The sequence below is a fragment of the Paracoccus sp. PAR01 genome (genome assembly GCF_014851995.1).
Classification (GTDB): Bacteria; Pseudomonadota; Alphaproteobacteria; order Rhodobacterales; family Rhodobacteraceae; genus Paracoccus; species Paracoccus litorisediminis.
On sequence record NZ_JACVAW010000002.1, the window covers coordinates 189229 to 205293 of the forward strand.

At 63.9% G+C, this 16065-nt stretch carries 15 protein-coding genes; 10 read left to right on the plus strand and 5 right to left on the minus strand.

Features of this window, described 5'->3' with window-relative positions; all coding sequences use genetic code 11:
* Positions 1-27 precede the first annotated feature (27 nt).
* On the minus strand, positions 28-1182 hold the full coding sequence (locus IB235_RS05995) for a phosphoserine transaminase (RefSeq protein ID WP_192336055.1): 1155 nt from the start codon (positions 1180-1182) through the stop codon (positions 28-30).
* Between the two features lie 191 nt (positions 1183-1373).
* Between IB235_RS05995 and serB the strand changes: the two genes are divergently transcribed.
* Genes serB through IB235_RS06010 form a run of 3 tightly spaced genes read left to right on the plus strand, consistent with a single transcriptional unit; the run spans position 1374 to position 4521 of the window.
* Entirely contained in the window at positions 1374-2249 is an 876-nt protein-coding gene (serB, locus tag IB235_RS06000) for a phosphoserine phosphatase SerB (protein ID WP_192336056.1), read from the plus strand.
* Between the two features lie 54 nt (positions 2250-2303).
* The gene (locus IB235_RS06005; RefSeq protein WP_155038694.1) at positions 2304-2996 is read left to right on the plus strand and encodes a phosphatidylcholine/phosphatidylserine synthase; all 693 of its coding nucleotides are present in this window, start codon (positions 2304-2306) and stop codon (positions 2994-2996) included.
* Between the two features lie 52 nt (positions 2997-3048).
* Entirely contained in the window at positions 3049-4521 is a 1473-nt protein-coding gene (locus IB235_RS06010) for an ABC transporter substrate-binding protein (protein ID WP_192336057.1), read from the plus strand.
* A gap of 58 nt (positions 4522-4579) precedes the next feature.
* Here the strand turns inward: IB235_RS06010 and IB235_RS06015 are convergent, their stop codons facing one another.
* From IB235_RS06015 to IB235_RS06025, 3 genes are all read right to left on the minus strand, one after another.
* Positions 4580-5494 (minus strand): lytic transglycosylase domain-containing protein, encoded by a 915-nt coding sequence (locus tag IB235_RS06015; RefSeq protein ID WP_155038696.1) that lies wholly within the window; start codon positions 5492-5494, stop codon positions 4580-4582.
* A gap of 84 nt (positions 5495-5578) precedes the next feature.
* Positions 5579-6136, minus strand: a complete 558-nt coding sequence (locus tag IB235_RS06020; RefSeq protein WP_192336058.1) for a hypothetical protein — start codon at positions 6134-6136, stop codon at positions 5579-5581.
* Between the two features lie 135 nt (positions 6137-6271).
* Positions 6272-7012, minus strand: a complete 741-nt coding sequence (locus tag IB235_RS06025) for a L,D-transpeptidase (RefSeq protein ID WP_155038698.1) — start codon at positions 7010-7012, stop codon at positions 6272-6274.
* Between the two features lie 314 nt (positions 7013-7326).
* Between IB235_RS06025 and IB235_RS06030 the strand changes: the two genes are divergently transcribed.
* Entirely contained in the window at positions 7327-7581 is a 255-nt protein-coding gene (locus IB235_RS06030) for a GlsB/YeaQ/YmgE family stress response membrane protein (protein WP_155038699.1), read from the plus strand.
* Between the two features lie 302 nt (positions 7582-7883).
* Here IB235_RS06030 and IB235_RS06035 read toward each other — a convergent pair whose 3' ends face one another.
* Positions 7884-9185 (minus strand): D-amino acid dehydrogenase, encoded by a 1302-nt coding sequence (locus tag IB235_RS06035; protein WP_192336059.1) that lies wholly within the window; start codon positions 9183-9185, stop codon positions 7884-7886.
* Between the two features lie 244 nt (positions 9186-9429).
* Between IB235_RS06035 and IB235_RS06040 the strand changes: the two genes are divergently transcribed.
* The 6 genes from IB235_RS06040 to IB235_RS06065 all read left to right on the plus strand — a co-directional run bounded on the left by IB235_RS06040 (position 9430) and on the right by IB235_RS06065 (position 16027).
* Positions 9430-11064 carry an MFS transporter gene (locus tag IB235_RS06040; protein WP_155038701.1) on the plus strand — a complete coding sequence of 545 codons (1635 nt, stop codon included), beginning with the start codon at positions 9430-9432 and terminating at the stop codon, positions 11062-11064.
* Between the two features lie 64 nt (positions 11065-11128).
* On the plus strand, positions 11129-12070 hold the full coding sequence (locus tag IB235_RS06045) for an ABC transporter permease (RefSeq protein ID WP_192336060.1): 942 nt from the start codon (positions 11129-11131) through the stop codon (positions 12068-12070).
* Positions 12067-12879, plus strand: a complete 813-nt coding sequence (locus IB235_RS06050) for an ABC transporter permease (protein ID WP_192336061.1) — start codon at positions 12067-12069, stop codon at positions 12877-12879. The genes IB235_RS06045 and IB235_RS06050 overlap by 4 nt, the downstream gene beginning before the upstream one ends.
* Entirely contained in the window at positions 12876-14486 is a 1611-nt protein-coding gene (locus IB235_RS06055) for an ABC transporter ATP-binding protein (protein WP_192336062.1), read from the plus strand. The genes IB235_RS06050 and IB235_RS06055 overlap by 4 nt, the downstream gene beginning before the upstream one ends.
* A gap of 57 nt (positions 14487-14543) precedes the next feature.
* Positions 14544-14777 (plus strand): hypothetical protein, encoded by a 234-nt coding sequence (locus IB235_RS06060; RefSeq protein WP_155038706.1) that lies wholly within the window; start codon positions 14544-14546, stop codon positions 14775-14777.
* A 389-nt stretch (positions 14778-15166) separates the two neighbouring features.
* Complete coding sequence (locus IB235_RS06065) at positions 15167-16027, plus strand: D-amino-acid transaminase (RefSeq protein ID WP_192336063.1); 861 nt, start codon at positions 15167-15169, stop codon at positions 16025-16027.
* Positions 16028-16065: the final 38 nt, after the last annotated feature.

A 16065-nucleotide genomic window follows, 5' to 3' on the forward strand; every position in this document is an offset into this window, starting at 1 on the left:
GGCAGCGCCCCCGGCCCGGCAGATCAATCAGGCTTCGACGGCCTGCGCTTCGATCTCGGCGTTGAAGGCGTATTCGATCCAGGGCATCAGCGCCGCGACATCGGATGCCTCGACGGTGGAACCGCACCAGATCCGCAGACCGGCAGGCGCATCGCGATAGGCACCGGCGTCCAGCGCCACGCCTTCTTTCTCAAGACGTTTCGCGACAGCCTTGGCGAAGGCTGCACCATCCTTGATGCGCGGATCGGTGAATTTCAGGCAAACCGAAGTGGTCGACGCAGTAGCCGGGTCCTCGGCCAGATCGGCGATCCAGTCGCGGGTGGCGATGAAATCACGGATCGCCGCGGCATTGGCATTGGCGCGAGCTTCCAGCGCCTTCTGACCGCCGAGCGATTTGGCCCATTTCAGCGCGACCAGATAGTCTTCGACGCACAGCATCGAGGGCGTGTTGATCGTTTCGCCCTTGAAGATGCCCTCGATCAGCTTGCCGCCCTTGGTCATGCGGAAGATTTTCGGCAGCGGCCATGCCGGAACATAGCTTTCCAGACGCTCGACAGCGCGGGGGCTCAGGATCAGGACGCCATGCGCGCCCTCGCCGCCCAGAACCTTCTGCCAGCTGAAGGTCACGACATCCAGCTTGTCAAAGGGCAGGTCCATCGCAAACGCAGCCGAAGTCGCGTCGCAGATGGTCAGACCGGCGCGGTCTGCCGGGATCTTGTCGCCATTCGGAACGCGCACGCCCGAGGTGGTGCCGTTCCAGGTGAAGACCACGTCATTGTTGAAATCGACTTCGGCGAAATCGACGATCTGGCCGTAGGGCGCTTTGCGGGTAACCGCGTCCAGCTTCAGCTGTTTCACCACATCGGTGACCCAGCCTTCGCCAAAGCTTTCCCAGGCCAGCATCTCGACCTTGCGCGGGCCAAGCAGCGACCACAGCGCCATCTCGACGGCACCGGTATCCGATGCCGGAACGATGCCGATGCGGTAATCTGCGGGAACGCCAAGGATCTCACGGGTCAGCTCGATGGCTTCGGCAAGTTTCGATTTGCCAATCGCTGCACGGTGCGAGCGGCCCAAGGGCGCATCAGCAAGCATGTCGAGCGAGAAATTCGGAATCTTCGCGCAGGGGCCCGAAGAGAAGCGCGGATTGACCGGGCGCGCAGCCGGAGCAGTCATGCTCATATGTGTAGCCTTCCAGCTAGATAGCGCCGCGTTGGGGCGGCGTGTCCCGCTGACGGCCATATAACCCGCCCATGATTCAGGCAAGAATTTTTTCGTTTCCTGCCCAAAACATTTTAATCGCCCCCGCTTCATTGAAGCTGCGCGCCGCTTTGGCTAGTCCTTCGCGCAACATTCCTTCCCCGGAGCGCCCCATGTTTACCGTCACCGTCCTTGCCGCCCCGCAACGTGCCAATCTCAGCCCCGCGCTTGTCGATGAATTGCGACAGGACTGGAATGGTGGCCCGGTGATCTGGCTAAACCCTGGAATCGCTGCCGAATTCCCGCTTGAAACCCAGCCTGCGAACTTCTGGCAGATCTGGGAAATCCTGCAGGGCAAGGGCTTTGACCTTGCCATCCAACCGACCAAGAGGCGCCGCAAATCGGTGCTGCTGGCCGATATGGATTCGACCATGATCGATCAGGAATGCATTGACGAGCTGGCCGATGTCGCTGGCGTCGGCCCCCGCGTCGCCGAAATCACCGCCCGCGCCATGAACGGCGAACTGAACTTCCACGAGGCGCTGATCGCCCGCGTCGGCCTGCTTTCCGGCCTTGCGGAAACCGCGATTGGCGAGGTTCTGGACAGCCGCATCACCCTGGCAGCGGGCGGGCGGCAGCTGGTCGCGACGATGCGCGCCCAGGGGGCCTATGCGGCGCTGGTCTCGGGCGGGTTCACCGTCTTCACCGGCCCGGTCGCCGCTGCACTGGGTTTCGACGAACACCGCTCGAATGAGCTTCTGGCCGATGAGGGCGTGCTGACCGGTCAGGTCGGCCTGCCGATTCTGGGCCGCGAGGCCAAGGTCGAGGCGCTGGAGGCAATCACCGCCGCCCGCGGCCTGACCCCTGCCGATGTCATCGCCGTGGGTGACGGTGCGAATGATCTGGGCATGCTGCAACTGGCGGGCAGCGGCGTCGCCCTTCATGCCAAGCCCGTGGTGGCCGCGCAGGTCGATCTGCGCATCAATCACGGCGACCTGACCGCGCTGCTTTACCTGCAAGGCTATGGCGCAGAAGAATTCGAGAGCTGATCGCCCCCGATCACGAACTTGCGAATTTGTCTGTTCAGTGACAGAAGCGAAGTCATGACACTTCGCTTCAAAGCCCTGTCCGTCCACCTGCTGACCGCCACCGGCGCGGTCCTGTCGATGCTGGCCCTGCTGGCCGCGGCGAATGCCGAATGGTCGCAGATGTTCTTCTGGCTGGTCATCGCGCTGATCGTCGATGGAATCGATGGCCCTCTGGCCCGCCGCTACCACGTCCGGGTGAACTGGCCGACTTATGACGGGGTCCTGATGGATCTCATCATCGACTACCTGACCTATGTCTTCATCCCGGCCTATGCGCTGTTCAAATCGGGCCTGCTGCCCGGCTGGACCGGCTGGATCGCGATCATCGCCATCACCTATGGCAGCGTGCTCTATTTCGTCGATACGCGGATGAAGACGGTGGACTATTCCTTTGCAGGCTTCCCCGCCTGCTGGAACATGCTGGTGCTGGTCCTGTTCGCGCTGAAGCCGAATTTCTGGATCATCCTCTTCGTCGTGGTCGCCCTGACCGCCACGATGTTCACCAATGTCAAATTCATCCACCCGGTTCGCACCCAGCGCTGGCGGGCGATCTCGCTGCCGGTAACGATGGCCTGGGTCGGCTTTGCGGTCTGGGCAGTGCTGGTGGATTTCCACCCCGAGAGCTTCGCGCGCTGGGGTCTGCTGATCACCTCGCTCTGGCTAAGCTGCGCGGGCTTCCTGCAGCAGCTGACCCAGAAGCGGGCTTGATCCCACCGGAGTTTGGCTGAAAAGCTGGCCCGGACAGGCGGCCGGAGGAAACATGCTGCAGAAATTCTTGCAAGCGGCGGCTTTGTCCGCCCTTCTGGCTGCGCCCGCGCTGGCGGCGCAGGACACCATCACCCTTGGCATGGTGCTTGAGCCGCCCCATCTCGACCCGACCGGAGGTGCTGCCGCCGCCATCGACGAGGTGGTCTATGCCAATCTGTTTCAGGGCCTGACCCGCATCGGCCCCGATGGCAGCGTCCAGCCCGATCTTGCCTCCAGCTGGGACGTCGAGGATGGCGGCAAGGCCTATATCTTTCACCTGCAGCCCGGCGTGACATTCCATGACGGCAGCGCCTTCGATGCGCAGGATGTGATCTTTTCGCTGGACCGGGCGCGCGCGACGGACAGTACCAATGCGCAGAAGAACCTGTTCGAAGGCATCGACAGGATCGAGGCGCTGGACCCGCAAACCGTCCGTGTCAGTATGAAGGCCGCCGATGGCGCATTTCCCTTCAAGATGGCCTGGGGCGATGCGGTGATGGTCGATCAGGCGAACATCCCCCAGATCGCCACACATCCGATCGGCACCGGCCCGTTCCAGCTTGGCGAATGGAAACAGGGCGACCACATCACGCTGCAAGCCTATGACGGCTACTGGGGCAAGAAACCGGCGCTGAAATCCGCGACCTTCCGCTTCATCCCCGACCCCACCGCCGCCTTTGCCGCAATGATGGCGGGCGATATCGACGCCTTCCCGATCTATCCGGCACCGGAAACCCTGCCCCAGTTGCAGGCCGATCCCCGCTTCAAGGTGCTTGTCGGCACGACCGAGGGTGAAACCATCCTTGCGATGAACCACAAGAACCCGGCGCTGGCCAATGCCAAGGTCCGCACCGCCATTGCCCACGCCATCAACCGCCAGGACCTGATCGATGGCGCGATGTTTGGCTATGGCACGCCCATCGGCACGCATTTCGCGCCGCACAATCCCGATTACATCGACCTGACCGCGCAATCGGCCTTCGATCCCGATCAGTCCAAGACCCTGCTGGCCGAGTCGGGCGTCACCGACCTGACCCTGCGCCTTGCCCTGCCGCCGCCGCCCTATGCCCGTCGCGGGGGCGAGATCGTCGCAGCCCAGCTGCGCGCCGTCGGTATCCAGACCCAGATCACCAACATGGAATGGGCGCAATGGCTTGAGCAGGTGTTCAAGAGTGCCGATTACGACCTGACCATCATCAGCCATGTCGAGCCGATGGACATCGGCATCTACGGTCGCCCCGGCTATTATTTCAATTACGACAATCCCGCCTTCAACGAGGTGATGGACAAGCTGTCCGCCGCCACCGACGCGGCCCAGCGTTCAGACCTGCTGAAACAGGCGCAGCAGATCATCGCCGATGACAATGCCAATGCCTTCCTGTTCCAGCTGGCCAAGACCGGCGTCGCAAAAGCCCAGCTCGAAGGCTTGTGGGAAAACGCCCCCATGCCCGCCAACGACCTGACCGAGGTTCGCTGGGCGGATTGACCCGCGCTTTCTTCGTTTCTGAAATACCCCAGCGGCGCTGCCCCCGGGCGGTGCCCGTTCAGTTCTTCAGCACGATGCAGCGCCCGCCGAAACTGCGCAAACGCGAGCAGAAGGCATAGGCCTCGGTCCGCGAGGAATAGCCGATCTGCGCGGTATAGACCCGACGCGGCCCGCCCGAGATCTTGCGCCGCACATAGCTGATCCGCTTGCCGCCAAGGATCGGGCGCAGGGTCTTGTTCAGACGCGAGACCTGGCTGTTGACGCCGGACTGGCTGGGATGGGTGGCAACGATCACGCCCCAGGGCCAGACACGCTCGGGCGTCTTGAACTCGCGCAGCTTGCGGCTGGCGGCCAGATCGATGCAGGCGGGCAGGAACGGGCGCTGCTTGTCCAGCCGCAGGTCCATCTCCTTGGGCGGGCTGTCACGCCAGACGGCGGCAGTCATCCCGGTGATCGCCTGCACGTAATCCTGCGTCTCCCAGGGCAGGCCACCGCCATTCGAGACATAGCGCGATGCGCGGTTTTCGCCGCCGTTATAGGCGACCGCTGCCAACCCGATATTGCCGAAACCGTCGGTCAGGCTGCGCAGATAACGGGCCGAGGCGGCAATCGCCTTGGCCGGATTGAACGGATCGTCCAGCCCGACCATCTCGGCGGTGCCCGGCATGAACTGGGCGATGCCCTGCGCGCCGACCGGACTGATCGCACCCGGCTCGAACAGGCTTTCCTTCCACAGAAGCCGGGCAAAGAAATGCGGATCAATGCCGTTATGCCCCGCCGCGCGCTCAATTGCAGAACAGACATCGGGCACGTAATTCGCGACCGAGATGCAGTAGCGCCCGTCATCGGTGCAGCGGCTTTTCGGCGAGGAGACCTGTGGTGCAGGCGTCCCGTTCACCGCGTCCACGGCCTCATAGGCGCCGACCTGGGCGGCTGAAAAGGCGGCAATAAGGGCGATGACCAGAAAACGCATGAGTTACTCACAACGGCTGCACTGTGGCGCGGCCTTCAGTTAGCAGGAACCCGGCCCGATGAAAACCGCGGGACGGGATGGATCTCAGGCCTGAACCGCGGCCTTTCCGCCCACCTTTCCAGCAGGCGTAGACTTGCGCTCGGCCCTCTCGGCTTCCTTCACGCGGATCTTTTCGGCCTTTTCGGCCAGCTTGCGGCGCTTATCCTCAAGCTGGGCGGCCTTTTCCTCCAGCTTGCGGCGGCGCTCCTCCAGCTTGTCGGCCTTGGTCGGCTTTACGGACTTCACCGGCTTCTCGGCAAGGGCGCGTTTTTCGGCGTGGGCGGGTTTTTCGGCACGGGCGGGCTTGGCCGGGGCTTCGTCACCTTCTGCCGCAGGCTCGACCACCTTGGCGGGTTTGGCCCGCTTGTCCTTTTTCGGGCGGGCCATCCGCGCCAGCTTCTCCTCGGAAGCGCGGTGCAGCGCCTGCGCGAGCTCTTTCCTGACGGCAGCCTCGGTCGCGGCGGCTTTCACCCCACGCAATTCCTTCATCAGCGCGGCCAGTGCGGCATCGTCCAGAAGTTTCAGCGCATCAGGTCGGGTCTGCTCGTTCAGCGCCTCGGGATTGGCCGGGGCTGCGGGTTTTTCTTGGGCATTCACGGCCATTCAAACGTCCTCGTGGCAGGTCATGCGATGAATCTGCCATGCCACGGGAATCTGCTCCAGAAAAAACACCCCGGCCTTGCGACCGGGGTGCATTTCGTGGGCGTATTGTGGCCGGATTACCGGCCAAGACAGCCCTTAGGGGGCAGCCGTCGCGGTCGTGGTCTGCGCGGCGGGCACAAGATAGCCGTCCGGCGTCTGCACAAGCTGGCCTTCCAGCGCGACGCTTTCCCCATGCGAGCGCACCTTGACGCGGGTGCCCGACGGAATCTCGCCGAACAGGTCCATCACGTCCTGGTTGAACATGCGGATACAGCCGGCCGAGGTCGCCTTGCCGATGGACGAGGGGTCCATCGTGCCGTGGATGCGATACATCGTGTCACGGCCACCCTGATACAGGTAGAAGGCGCGGGACCCCAGCGGGTTGTCGATGCCACCCGGCAGGCCGTTTTTCAGCGGGCCATACAGGTCGGGCATGGTGCGCACCATGTTCGAGGTCGGCGTCCAGCTGGGCCATGCCTGCTTGCGGCCGATCGTTGCCCCGCCTGCGAAGTTCTTGCCGGCCTTGCCCACGGCGACACCGTAGCGCATCGCCTCGCCCGGCGCGATGACGTGGTAAAGGTAGCGCGCATAGGGATCGACGACGATCGTGCCCGGCGCCTCGGACCCATTATAGGCGACGCGTTGACGGGTGTTGCGGTCGGTCAGGTAGGCGTTGCGGACGGCGTGTATCTCGATCGGCTGTCCGTTGGGTCCGGAATCGGTACGGGCACCATAAACGCCACTGGCCACAGAGGACCGGGTTGGTGTCGTGGTCTGCGTGGGCGCACAGGCCGCAAGGCCCAGTCCCATCGCCAGCATCAGCGAGGCTAGTCGCATCGGGCTTTCCCTTCTTTACTCGGCTGCGCGACAAGGGCGCGGCCGGTGGCAGCAAAAAAGACATAGGAAAACAGGAATCGCCGAGCAGAGCGGATTCGAGTCTTATGTCTACAACAGTCGTCTGACCCCGCCAGCCGTCAAGTGCAACCCTGCGCGAGCCGCTTTTTCGGTTAACCACTGTTGCTGTTTCGCTGAAAACGCGACGTTTCGAAAAAATTCCTGCATCCCACGGGAACCGCAGACGAAATTGCGTGTTGAATGCGCGATCTGCGGCCGGAATGTCCGACTGCGGGTCTGAAACGAGGGAGCAGGACATGACAGTTACCTCACTCATCATCACCCTGATCATCGGGGCGATTGCCGGTTGGCTCGCCAGTATGATCGTCAAGGGACACGGACAGGGCGTGCTGACGAACATCATCGTCGGCATCGTCGGCGCATTGATCGCCGGCTTCCTGTTCCCCGCATTCGGATTCGGTACCACCAGCCCGGTTCTGGGCTCGATCATTTCCTCGACCATCGGGGCAGTGATCCTGCTGTTGATCCTAAGGCTGATCAAACGCGCCTGAGGGCGCAGCCCCCGTCAAGGGGACAAGAGTTTCCCGTCGTCAGCCGACGATGTGGCCGCCTGAACCGGTTCGAGCCTGTTCGAACCGGAAAGGGTGGCAGTTAACGATCGACGAAGTAAGTCGTGTCGCCCCGCACCGCGGGGCCGTCGGGAAGGGTCGGCATCTGCCGGCCAAGCGGGCCGGGCTGAACTGCACAAGTCTCCTCGTGCAGTCTCAGCCCGGCTTCAGCGGAAAACGCGCTGGAGCGTGTGAAAAAGGGGGCCGCATGGCCCCCTTTTCGCATTTCGTCGGTTTCCGGCTGTTCAGGCCCGTGCGGGCTGCATCGCCTTGCCCAGCTGGGCCTTGGCGCCTTTCTGGTAGCGCGCATAGCCCAGATCGGCGAATTCGATATCCGGCTTGCGCCCCGAGATCAGATCCGCCAGCAGCCGCCCCGAACCCGCCGACATGGTCCATCCCAACGTGCCGTGGCCGGTGTTCAGGAACAGGTTCGCAATCGGCGTCGCGCCGACGATCGGCGTCCCGTCCGGCGTCATCGGGCGCAGACCGGTCCAGAACTCGGCCTTGGCCGGATCGCCCGAGCCGCCGAACAGGTCAGTGACCGATTTCGTCAGCGTGGCGCGGCGGCGGTCGTTCAGGCTCAGATCATAGCCGGCGATTTCGGCCAGACCGCCAACGCGGATGCGGTCGCCCAGACGGGTGATCGCGACCTTGTAGGTTTCATCCATCACGGTCGAAACCGGGGCGAGGCTTTCATCCTCGATCGGGATGGTCAGCGAATAGCCTTTCAGCGGATAGATCGGCAGCTTCAGGCCCAGATGGCGGACCATCAGCGGCGAATGCGGACCCATCGCCAGCACATAACGATCGGCGGTCATGCGGCCCTGATCGGTGCGCACGGCGCTGATGCGGCCGCCCTCGGCCTCAAGTTCTTCGATGGTGACGCCCCAACGGAAGGTGACGCCCAAAGCCGCCGCCATGTCCGACAGATTGTTGGTGAACTTGAAGCAATCGCCCGTCTCATCGCCCGGCAGGCGCAGGCCACCGACGATCATGTCGGCGGATTTCGCCAGACCCGGCTCGGCCGCGATGCAGCCCGCGCGGTCCAGAACCTCGAAGGGCACGCCATCGGCGCGCAGCACCTCGATATCCTTGCCCGCGCCGTCCATCTGTTCCTGCTTGCGGAAGACCTGCAGCGTGCCCTGAGTGCGCTCGTCGTAATGGATGCCGGTCTCGGCGCGCAGATCGCCAAGGCAGTCGCGGCTGTATTCGGCGATGCGGACCATGCGGCTTTTGTTCACGGCATAGGCGGCGCTGGTGCAATTGGCCAGCATCTGCGCCAGCCAGCCCAGACGGTGCATGTCCAGACGCGGTTGCAGGACCAGCGGCGCGTGACGCTGGAACATCCATTTCATCGCCTTCAGCGGAATGCCCGGCGCGGCCCAGGGCGAGGAATAACCGGGCGAGATCTCTCCGGCATTGGCATAGCTGGTTTCCAGTGCGGGGCCGGGCTGACGGTCGATGACCGTCACCTCATGCCCGGCTTTCGCCAGATACCAGGCCGAGGTGACGCCGATCACACCTGCTCCCAGAACGATAACTTTCATCTGCGCGCGCCTTTCAGAAGGGATTGATGAAAAGATACGCCGAGTCGAGGAAATGAATTCCCGAACTGCGGCGCTTTGCAGCAGGCTGTCGCAATTTTCTTCGATGGATTGACGATGATGACGTGAAACCTTCGCGAATATCTGAATAAGCCGGAAGATGTGCCCAAGATGACAGGGGAATCGGGCAGCGGTTGCCGCCCGCCCGCGCTTTGCTAAGGTAAGGCCGAAGCAGAGGTCCCTCAGCATGCCCGCCAAGCCAAGACAAAGCGCCTTCGCCCCGTTCCGCCATAAGGATTTCCGCCTGCTCTGGTCGGCAACGCTGATCTCGAATTTCGGGGGGCTGGTGCAATCGGTGGGCGCAGCGTGGATGATGACGCAGCTGACCGACTCGGCCACATTGATCGCGCTGGTGCAGGCCTCGAACACGCTGCCGATCATGCTGTTCGCCCTGGCCTCGGGGGCGCTGGCCGACAATCTGGACCGCCGCACGCTGCTGCTGGGGGCGCAGATCTTCATGGCCATCATGTCGTTGCTGCTAGCGGTGCTGACATGGCAGGGCTGGATGACGCCGCTTTTGTTGCTGTCGCTGACCTTCCTCATCGGCGTCGGTCAGGCGATCTACAACCCGCCCTGGCAGGCGAGCATGGGCGATCTGGTCCCGCGCGAGGATCTGCCGGCGGCGGTGACGATGAACTCGGTCGGCTTCAACCTGATGCGCAGTGTCGGCCCGGCGGTCGGCGGCATCATTACTGCTGCGTTCGGCGCGGCCGCAGCCTTTGCCGTCAATGCCGCCAGCTACATCCCGTTGCTGGGCGCACTGCTAAGCTGGCATCCCAGAACCCCCGAGCGTCTGACCACGCGCGAGCCCTTCGTCTCGGCCGTGGGCGCGGGGCTGCGCTATGTGCTGCTGTCTCCCAATCTGGTGCGGGTGCTGTCGCGAGGCGCGCTGTTCGGCTTTTCCGCCATCTCGATTCTGGCGCTGCTGCCGCTGGTGGCCAAGGCCCAGCCCGAGGGCGGCTCGATGCTGTTCGGGCTGCTGCTGGGCTGCTACGGGCTGGGCGCGATCTGCGGCGCGGTGGTCAACCCGCGCATCCGCGAGCGGATGAGCAATGAAAAAATCGTCCGGCTGGCGTTTTTGGGATTCGCCGGGGCGGCGCTGGTGCTGGCCTTTACCGATGGGGTCTGGCTGCATGCGCTGGCCATGCTGCCCGCCGGTGCCAGCTGGGTGCTGGCGCTGTCGCTGTTCAACGTGACGGTGCAACTGTCGACACCGCGCTGGGTGGTGGCGCGGGCCTTGGCCCTGTACCAGACCGCGACTTTCGGCGGCATGGCGGCGGGCAGCTGGATCTGGGGCATGATCGCATCAAGCCAGGGCATCCATACGGCGCTGGCCTGCGCGGCCTTGCCCCTGATCCTTGGCGCGCTGGTCGGACACTGGTTCAGTGCGCCGGAATTCGGCACGGTCGATCTGGACCCGGTGAACCGCTTCCGCGAGCCGGAACTGCGGCTGGACCTGCGCGGACGCTCGGGTCCGATCATGGTTCTGATCGACTATCAGATCGCGCAGAAGGACGTGCCCGAATTCCTGCGCCTGATGGCCAAGCGCCGCGACATCCGCCGCCGCGACGGCGCGCGCAACTGGGCGCTGCTGCGCGATCTGGAGCATCCCGAATTGTGGTCGGAAAGCTACCATATCGCGACCTGGGACGAATATGTCCGCCACAACCTGCGTCGCACCAAGGCCGATTTCGAGACCTATGAAGAATTGCACCGCCTGCATTCCGGCGACAAACCTCCGGTCGTGCATCGCATGATTGAACGCCATTCCGTGGATTCCAGTGACGACCTGCCGCTGATCGGCAAACTGGAATTACCCTGATCCGCTGCAAGTCGTTGTCAGCAATGGCTTTACCGAATGCTGGCGGGCGTTTAGCTTGGCATGCATGCAACGCTACTTGCTTCACCGCCTGATCGTGCTTGGCCTCAGCCTTGCTGTGGCCTCGGTAGCGATTTTCATGGTGGTGGAACTGGTTCCGGGCGACCCGGCCAGCTACATGCTGGGCACTGGCGCACAGCCGGAAACCGTGGCGGCGCTGCGTCAGCAGATGGGTCTGGATCAGCCCGTGGCCCTGCGCTACGCCCATTGGATCGGCGCGGCCCTGACCGGGGATCTGGGGCAAAGCTTCACCTACAAGACCCCGGTTGCGGCGCTGATCCTTGACCGGCTGCAGGTTTCGTTGCCTCTGGCGCTGATGGCGCTGCTGCTGTCGGTCGCAATCGCGCTGCCCATCGGCATGTTTGCTGCGGCCCGCAAGGGCCGCGCCGGAGATACGCTGTCCATGGGCGCGGCGCAGATCGGGATCTCGCTGCCGAATTTCTGGTTCGCGATGCTGCTGGTGCTGCTGTTCGCGGTGCGGCTGCGCTGGCTGCCCGCAGGCGGCTTTCCGGGCTGGGGCAATCCCTCGGCCGCGCTGAAATCCCTGATTCTACCCGCCGTGGCGCTGGCCTTGCCACAAGCCGCGATCCTTGCGCGCGTGCTGCGCTCGGCCCTGGTCGAGACCTTGGGGCAGGACTACATCCGCACCGCCCGCGCCAAGGGCCTGAGCCGCGGACAGGCGCTGCGGCTGCACGCGCTGCGCAATGCCCTGATCCCGGTCGTCACCATCCTTGGCATGCAGTTTTCGTTCCTTCTGGCCGGAGCCATCATCATCGAGAACGTCTTCTACCTGCCCGGTCTGGGGCGGCTGATCTTTCAGGCCATCACCCAGCGCGATCTGATCGTGGTGCAGGGCGCGGTACTGGTTCTGGTCGCAGCGGTGATCCTTGTGACCTTTCTGGTCGATCTGGCCTATGCCGCCATCGACCCGAGGCTGCGGCTGAAATGAGGCTGTCACTGGCGCTGGGGCTTTTGCTGACCGGCCTTGCGGTGCTGGCCGCGGGCCTGTCCTTTCTGTGGACGCCGGGCGATGTCACGCAGCTGGCGATTGCCGACAAGCTGCTGCCGCCCTCGGGCGAACATTGGCTGGGCACCGACCAGTTGGGCCGCGACATGCTGTCGATGATCATGGTGGGCGCGCGCACCTCGATAGCAGTGGCGCTGGTCGCGGTCGGCATCGGCATGGGGCTGGGCGTGCCACTGGGGCTGATCGCGGCGGCGTTTCAGGGCAGCTGGCTGGATGAGATCATCATGCGCGGCAACGACCTGATCTTTGCCTTTCCCAGCCTTGTCATCGCCATCCTGATCACGGCGGCATTCGGGCCATCGGCGCTGAATGCGATCATTGCCATCGGCATCTTCAACATCCCGGTCTTTGCCCGGATCACCCGCGGCTCGGCCCTGCCGATCTGGACGCTGGACTACATCCGCGCGGCACGGGTCGCCGGCAAGGGCGCGGCGCGGATCAGCCTGCAGCATATCCTGCCCAATATCGCCAATATCCTGATCGTGCAGGGAACGATCCAGTTCAGCCTTGGCATTCTGGCCGAGGCCGGGCTGTCCTATGTCGGCCTTGGCGCGCAGCCCCCTACCCCCAGCTGGGGCCGCATGCTGGCCGAGGCGCAGACCATGATCTCACTGGCGCCGCATGTCGCCATCGTGCCCGGCCTTGCCATCGTGCTGACGGTGCTGGGCCTGAACCTGTTGGGCGACGGGCTGCGCGATGCGCTGGACCCCAGATTGCGCGGTTCGCGATGATCGAGACCTTTGATCTGGGCGTGACGCTGGGCCAGACCATGCTGCTGAACCGCGTTAACCTGCGGCTGGCCCCCGGCAGGATCACCGCGCTGGTGGGGGAAAGCGGCTCGGGCAAGTCGTTGACGGGACTTGCACTCATCGGATTGCTGCCCCCCGGCATGCGGACGCAGGGCCGCATCGAACTGGACGGCGAGGACATCCTGCCCCTGCCCGAACGCGAGTTGTGCCGCATTCGCGGCAAGCGCATCGCCATGGTCTTTCAAGAGCCGATGACCGCGCTGAACCCGCTGATGACCATCGGCGATCAGGTGGCCGAGGCCCTGCTTCTGCATCAGGGCCTGCCCCGCGATCAGGCACTGGCACGGGCGCGCGAACGCCTTGATCGCGTCGGCCTGCCCGCATCGCGCTTTCCGCTGACGCTTTATCCGCATCAGCTATCCGGCGGGCAGCGTCAGCGTGTGGCCATTGCCTTGGCCATTACCCAGCGTCCCGATTTGCTGATCGCGGATGAGCCGACCACGGCGCTGGACGTGACCACGCAGAAGCAGATCCTTGATCTGCTGGCCGGGCTGGTCCGCGACGAGGGCATGTCGCTGCTGCTGATCACCCATGATCTGGCGGTGGTGGCGGGTCTGGCGGATGAGGTCGCGGTGATGCAGCGCGGCACCATCGTCGAAAGCGCGCCTGCTAGCCAGATCTTTCATAACCCCCGCCACGCCTATACGCGCGAATTGCTCAAGGCCGCCAAGCATCAGCCACGGCTGGTGCTGACCCGCCCCGACGCGGCGCCGCTGCTTCAGGTGGAGCAGGTCTCGCGCAGCTATCCGGCGGTGCGACCCGATAGCGGTCCGGGTGAACAGCGGCTGCTGGCCGTCGATAATGTCAGCCTGACCATCCAAGAGCATGAATCCGTCGGGCTGGTCGGCGAATCCGGCTGCGGCAAGTCTACCCTGACCCGCGCCATCCTTGGCCTTGACCCGATCCAGGGCGGCCAGATCCGGCTGGCAGGGCAACAGGTCCACGCCGGATGGCGGATGCCCGATGCGCTTCGGGCCCGGATGCAGGTGGTGTTTCAGGACCCGTTTGGCAGTTTCGATCCGCGCTGGCGGGTGGAAAAGCTGGTGGCCGAGCCCTTCCATCTGACCGGACGCCCAAAGAACTGGCGCGACCGCGTGGCCGAGGCGCTGTTCGATGTCGGCATCACCGGCGATGTGATGCGGCGCTATGCGCATGAATTCTCGGGCGGGCAGCGGCAACGCATTGCCTTGGCCCGTGCCCTGATCATCCGGCCCAGCCTGATCATTCTGGACGAGGCCGTTTCCGCGCTGGATGTCCGGGTGCGGGCGCAGGTGCTGGAACTGCTGGCCAGGCTGCGGGTGAAGCACGGCCTGTCCTACCTGTTCATCAGCCACGACCTGTCCGTCGTGCGGCAGGTGACCGACCGGGTGCTGATCATGCGGCAGGGCAAGATTGTGGAATCAGGCCCGACCGCACGGGTGCTGGACAACCCCGACCACCCCTATACGCGCCAGCTTTTGGCGGCGACGCCACGTCTTCCACAGGAAATCGGCCTTCTTTCGGTAGAAAATCTGTCAGACGGCTTGTGAACCGATCAGTTCACCATTACCTGCTGCGGACTTCGAAAATGCCGACTGAGTGATGTGATGACCCGTAAACCCATGAACAGCGCCCGGCCCGTTTCCGGCATGTCCGCGGCCGAGCGGCTTTTGCTGAATTCCCAGGCTGCCCAGCGGCAACTGGTTGGAAATGGCGTGACCCAGGTGATTCCCGCCGTCGCCGAATCGCCGATTCCGGTCCTTGATCCGCGCAATCGAACGCCTGATCCCCGGCTGAGCCGGCTTCCCCGGCCCGCGGCACCCATCGCCGTGCGCGCCTGAAACATCCGCGCCGCTTAGGCGAAGAAGACCTCTCAAGACCTGACAGGGACTGAAAAAAGACGAACGGATCGCACTAAAGACAACAGGCCCCGCGTGCCGCAGGGCCTGTCGCTCCTCCCCTTGATGGCGGCCAAGCCTCCCCGAATGGCCGCCCAGGTATTCCGTTGTGGCTCAGAAGCTGATCAGCTCTGCCTGCCACGCGGACAGTTGTGCCCGACGAATCTACGGCCTGTCAACTGGTCTACCAGTGTATACCGAACATTCCTTCACATTCTCCTGATCGTCATTGCAGTTTCATACTTCAATGCAGTGCTGTCTGGCTGGTGCTTGACCCCTGCGCGCTTTAGGCGCACCACGCCCAAGCTCGCTTCACGACTCAGGAGAAGAACATGTCCCGCACCGTCTATCTGAATGGCGAATACCTGCCCGAGGCCGAGGCCAAGGTCTCGATCTTTGACCGTGGATTCGTCATGGCCGACGGCGTCTACGAAGTCACCAGCGTCCTTGACGGCAAGCTGCTGGACTTTCCCGGCCACCTGACGCGGCTGAGCCGCTCGCTGGCCGAACTGGGCATGGGCAATCCGCATTCCGACGCCGAGTGGCTGGAGATTCACCGCCAACTCGTTGCGCGCAACGATATCGTCGAAGGCATCGTCTATCTGCAGGTCACCCGCGGCAATCCCGGTGATCGCGATTTTGCCTATCCGCCCGAAGGCACGCCCCAGACCGTGGTGCTGTTCACCCAGTCGAAACCCGGCCTTGCTGCCAACCTGCAGGCCCAGACCGGTCTCAAGGTGGTCTCGGTTGAGGACCTGCGCTGGTCGCGCCGCGACATCAAGACGGTGCAGCTGCTTTACCCGTCCATGGCCAAGATGGAGGCCAAGGCGCGCGGTGCCGATGATGCCTGGCTGGTCGAGGACGGCTTCGTGACCGAAGGCACCTCGAACAACACCTATATCGTCAAGAACGGCACGATCATCACCCGCCAGCTGTCGACCGACATCCTGCATGGCATCACCCGCGCCTCGCTGCTGCGCTTCGCAGCCGAGGCCCAGATGAAGATCGAGGAACGCCCCTTCACCATCGAGGAAGCGCAATCCGCGGATGAGGCCTTCTTCACCTCGGCCTCGGCTTTCGTGCTGCCGGTGGTGGAAATCGACGGCGCCAAGGTCGGCGGCGGCAAGGTCGGCCCGGTGGCGACCCGCCTGCGCGAACTCTACCTTGAGGAATCGCTGAAATCCGCCATCTGAGCAGCTCTCATTCGCCGGAACGCAAAGGGCGCGCCAGT

Excerpts from the sequence above, each read along its gene's own strand:
- IB235_RS06025 (WP_155038698.1), bottom strand. The coding sequence starts at position 7,012 with ATGCGACTAGCCTCGCTGATGCTGGCGATGGGACTGGGCCTTGCGGCC.
- IB235_RS06055 (WP_192336062.1), top strand. The coding sequence starts at position 12,876 with ATGATCGAGACCTTTGATCTGGGCGTGACGCTGGGCCAGACCATGCTG.
- IB235_RS05995 (WP_192336055.1), bottom strand. The coding sequence starts at position 1,182 with ATGAGCATGACTGCTCCGGCTGCGCGCCCGGTCAATCCGCGCTTCTCT.
- IB235_RS06065 (WP_192336063.1), top strand. The coding sequence starts at position 15,167 with ATGTCCCGCACCGTCTATCTGAATGGCGAATACCTGCCCGAGGCCGAG.
- IB235_RS06060 (WP_155038706.1), top strand. The coding sequence starts at position 14,544 with ATGACCCGTAAACCCATGAACAGCGCCCGGCCCGTTTCCGGCATGTCC.
- serB (WP_192336056.1), top strand. The coding sequence starts at position 1,374 with ATGTTTACCGTCACCGTCCTTGCCGCCCCGCAACGTGCCAATCTCAGC.
- IB235_RS06030 (WP_155038699.1), top strand. The coding sequence starts at position 7,327 with ATGACAGTTACCTCACTCATCATCACCCTGATCATCGGGGCGATTGCC.
- IB235_RS06040 (WP_155038701.1), top strand. The coding sequence starts at position 9,430 with ATGCCCGCCAAGCCAAGACAAAGCGCCTTCGCCCCGTTCCGCCATAAG.
- IB235_RS06045 (WP_192336060.1), top strand. The coding sequence starts at position 11,129 with ATGCAACGCTACTTGCTTCACCGCCTGATCGTGCTTGGCCTCAGCCTT.
- IB235_RS06035 (WP_192336059.1), bottom strand. The coding sequence starts at position 9,185 with ATGAAAGTTATCGTTCTGGGAGCAGGTGTGATCGGCGTCACCTCGGCC.
- IB235_RS06005 (WP_155038694.1), top strand. The coding sequence starts at position 2,304 with ATGACACTTCGCTTCAAAGCCCTGTCCGTCCACCTGCTGACCGCCACC.
- IB235_RS06015 (WP_155038696.1), bottom strand. The coding sequence starts at position 5,494 with ATGCGTTTTCTGGTCATCGCCCTTATTGCCGCCTTTTCAGCCGCCCAG.
- IB235_RS06050 (WP_192336061.1), top strand. The coding sequence starts at position 12,067 with ATGAGGCTGTCACTGGCGCTGGGGCTTTTGCTGACCGGCCTTGCGGTG.
- IB235_RS06020 (WP_192336058.1), bottom strand. The coding sequence starts at position 6,136 with ATGGCCGTGAATGCCCAAGAAAAACCCGCAGCCCCGGCCAATCCCGAG.
- IB235_RS06010 (WP_192336057.1), top strand. The coding sequence starts at position 3,049 with ATGCTGCAGAAATTCTTGCAAGCGGCGGCTTTGTCCGCCCTTCTGGCT.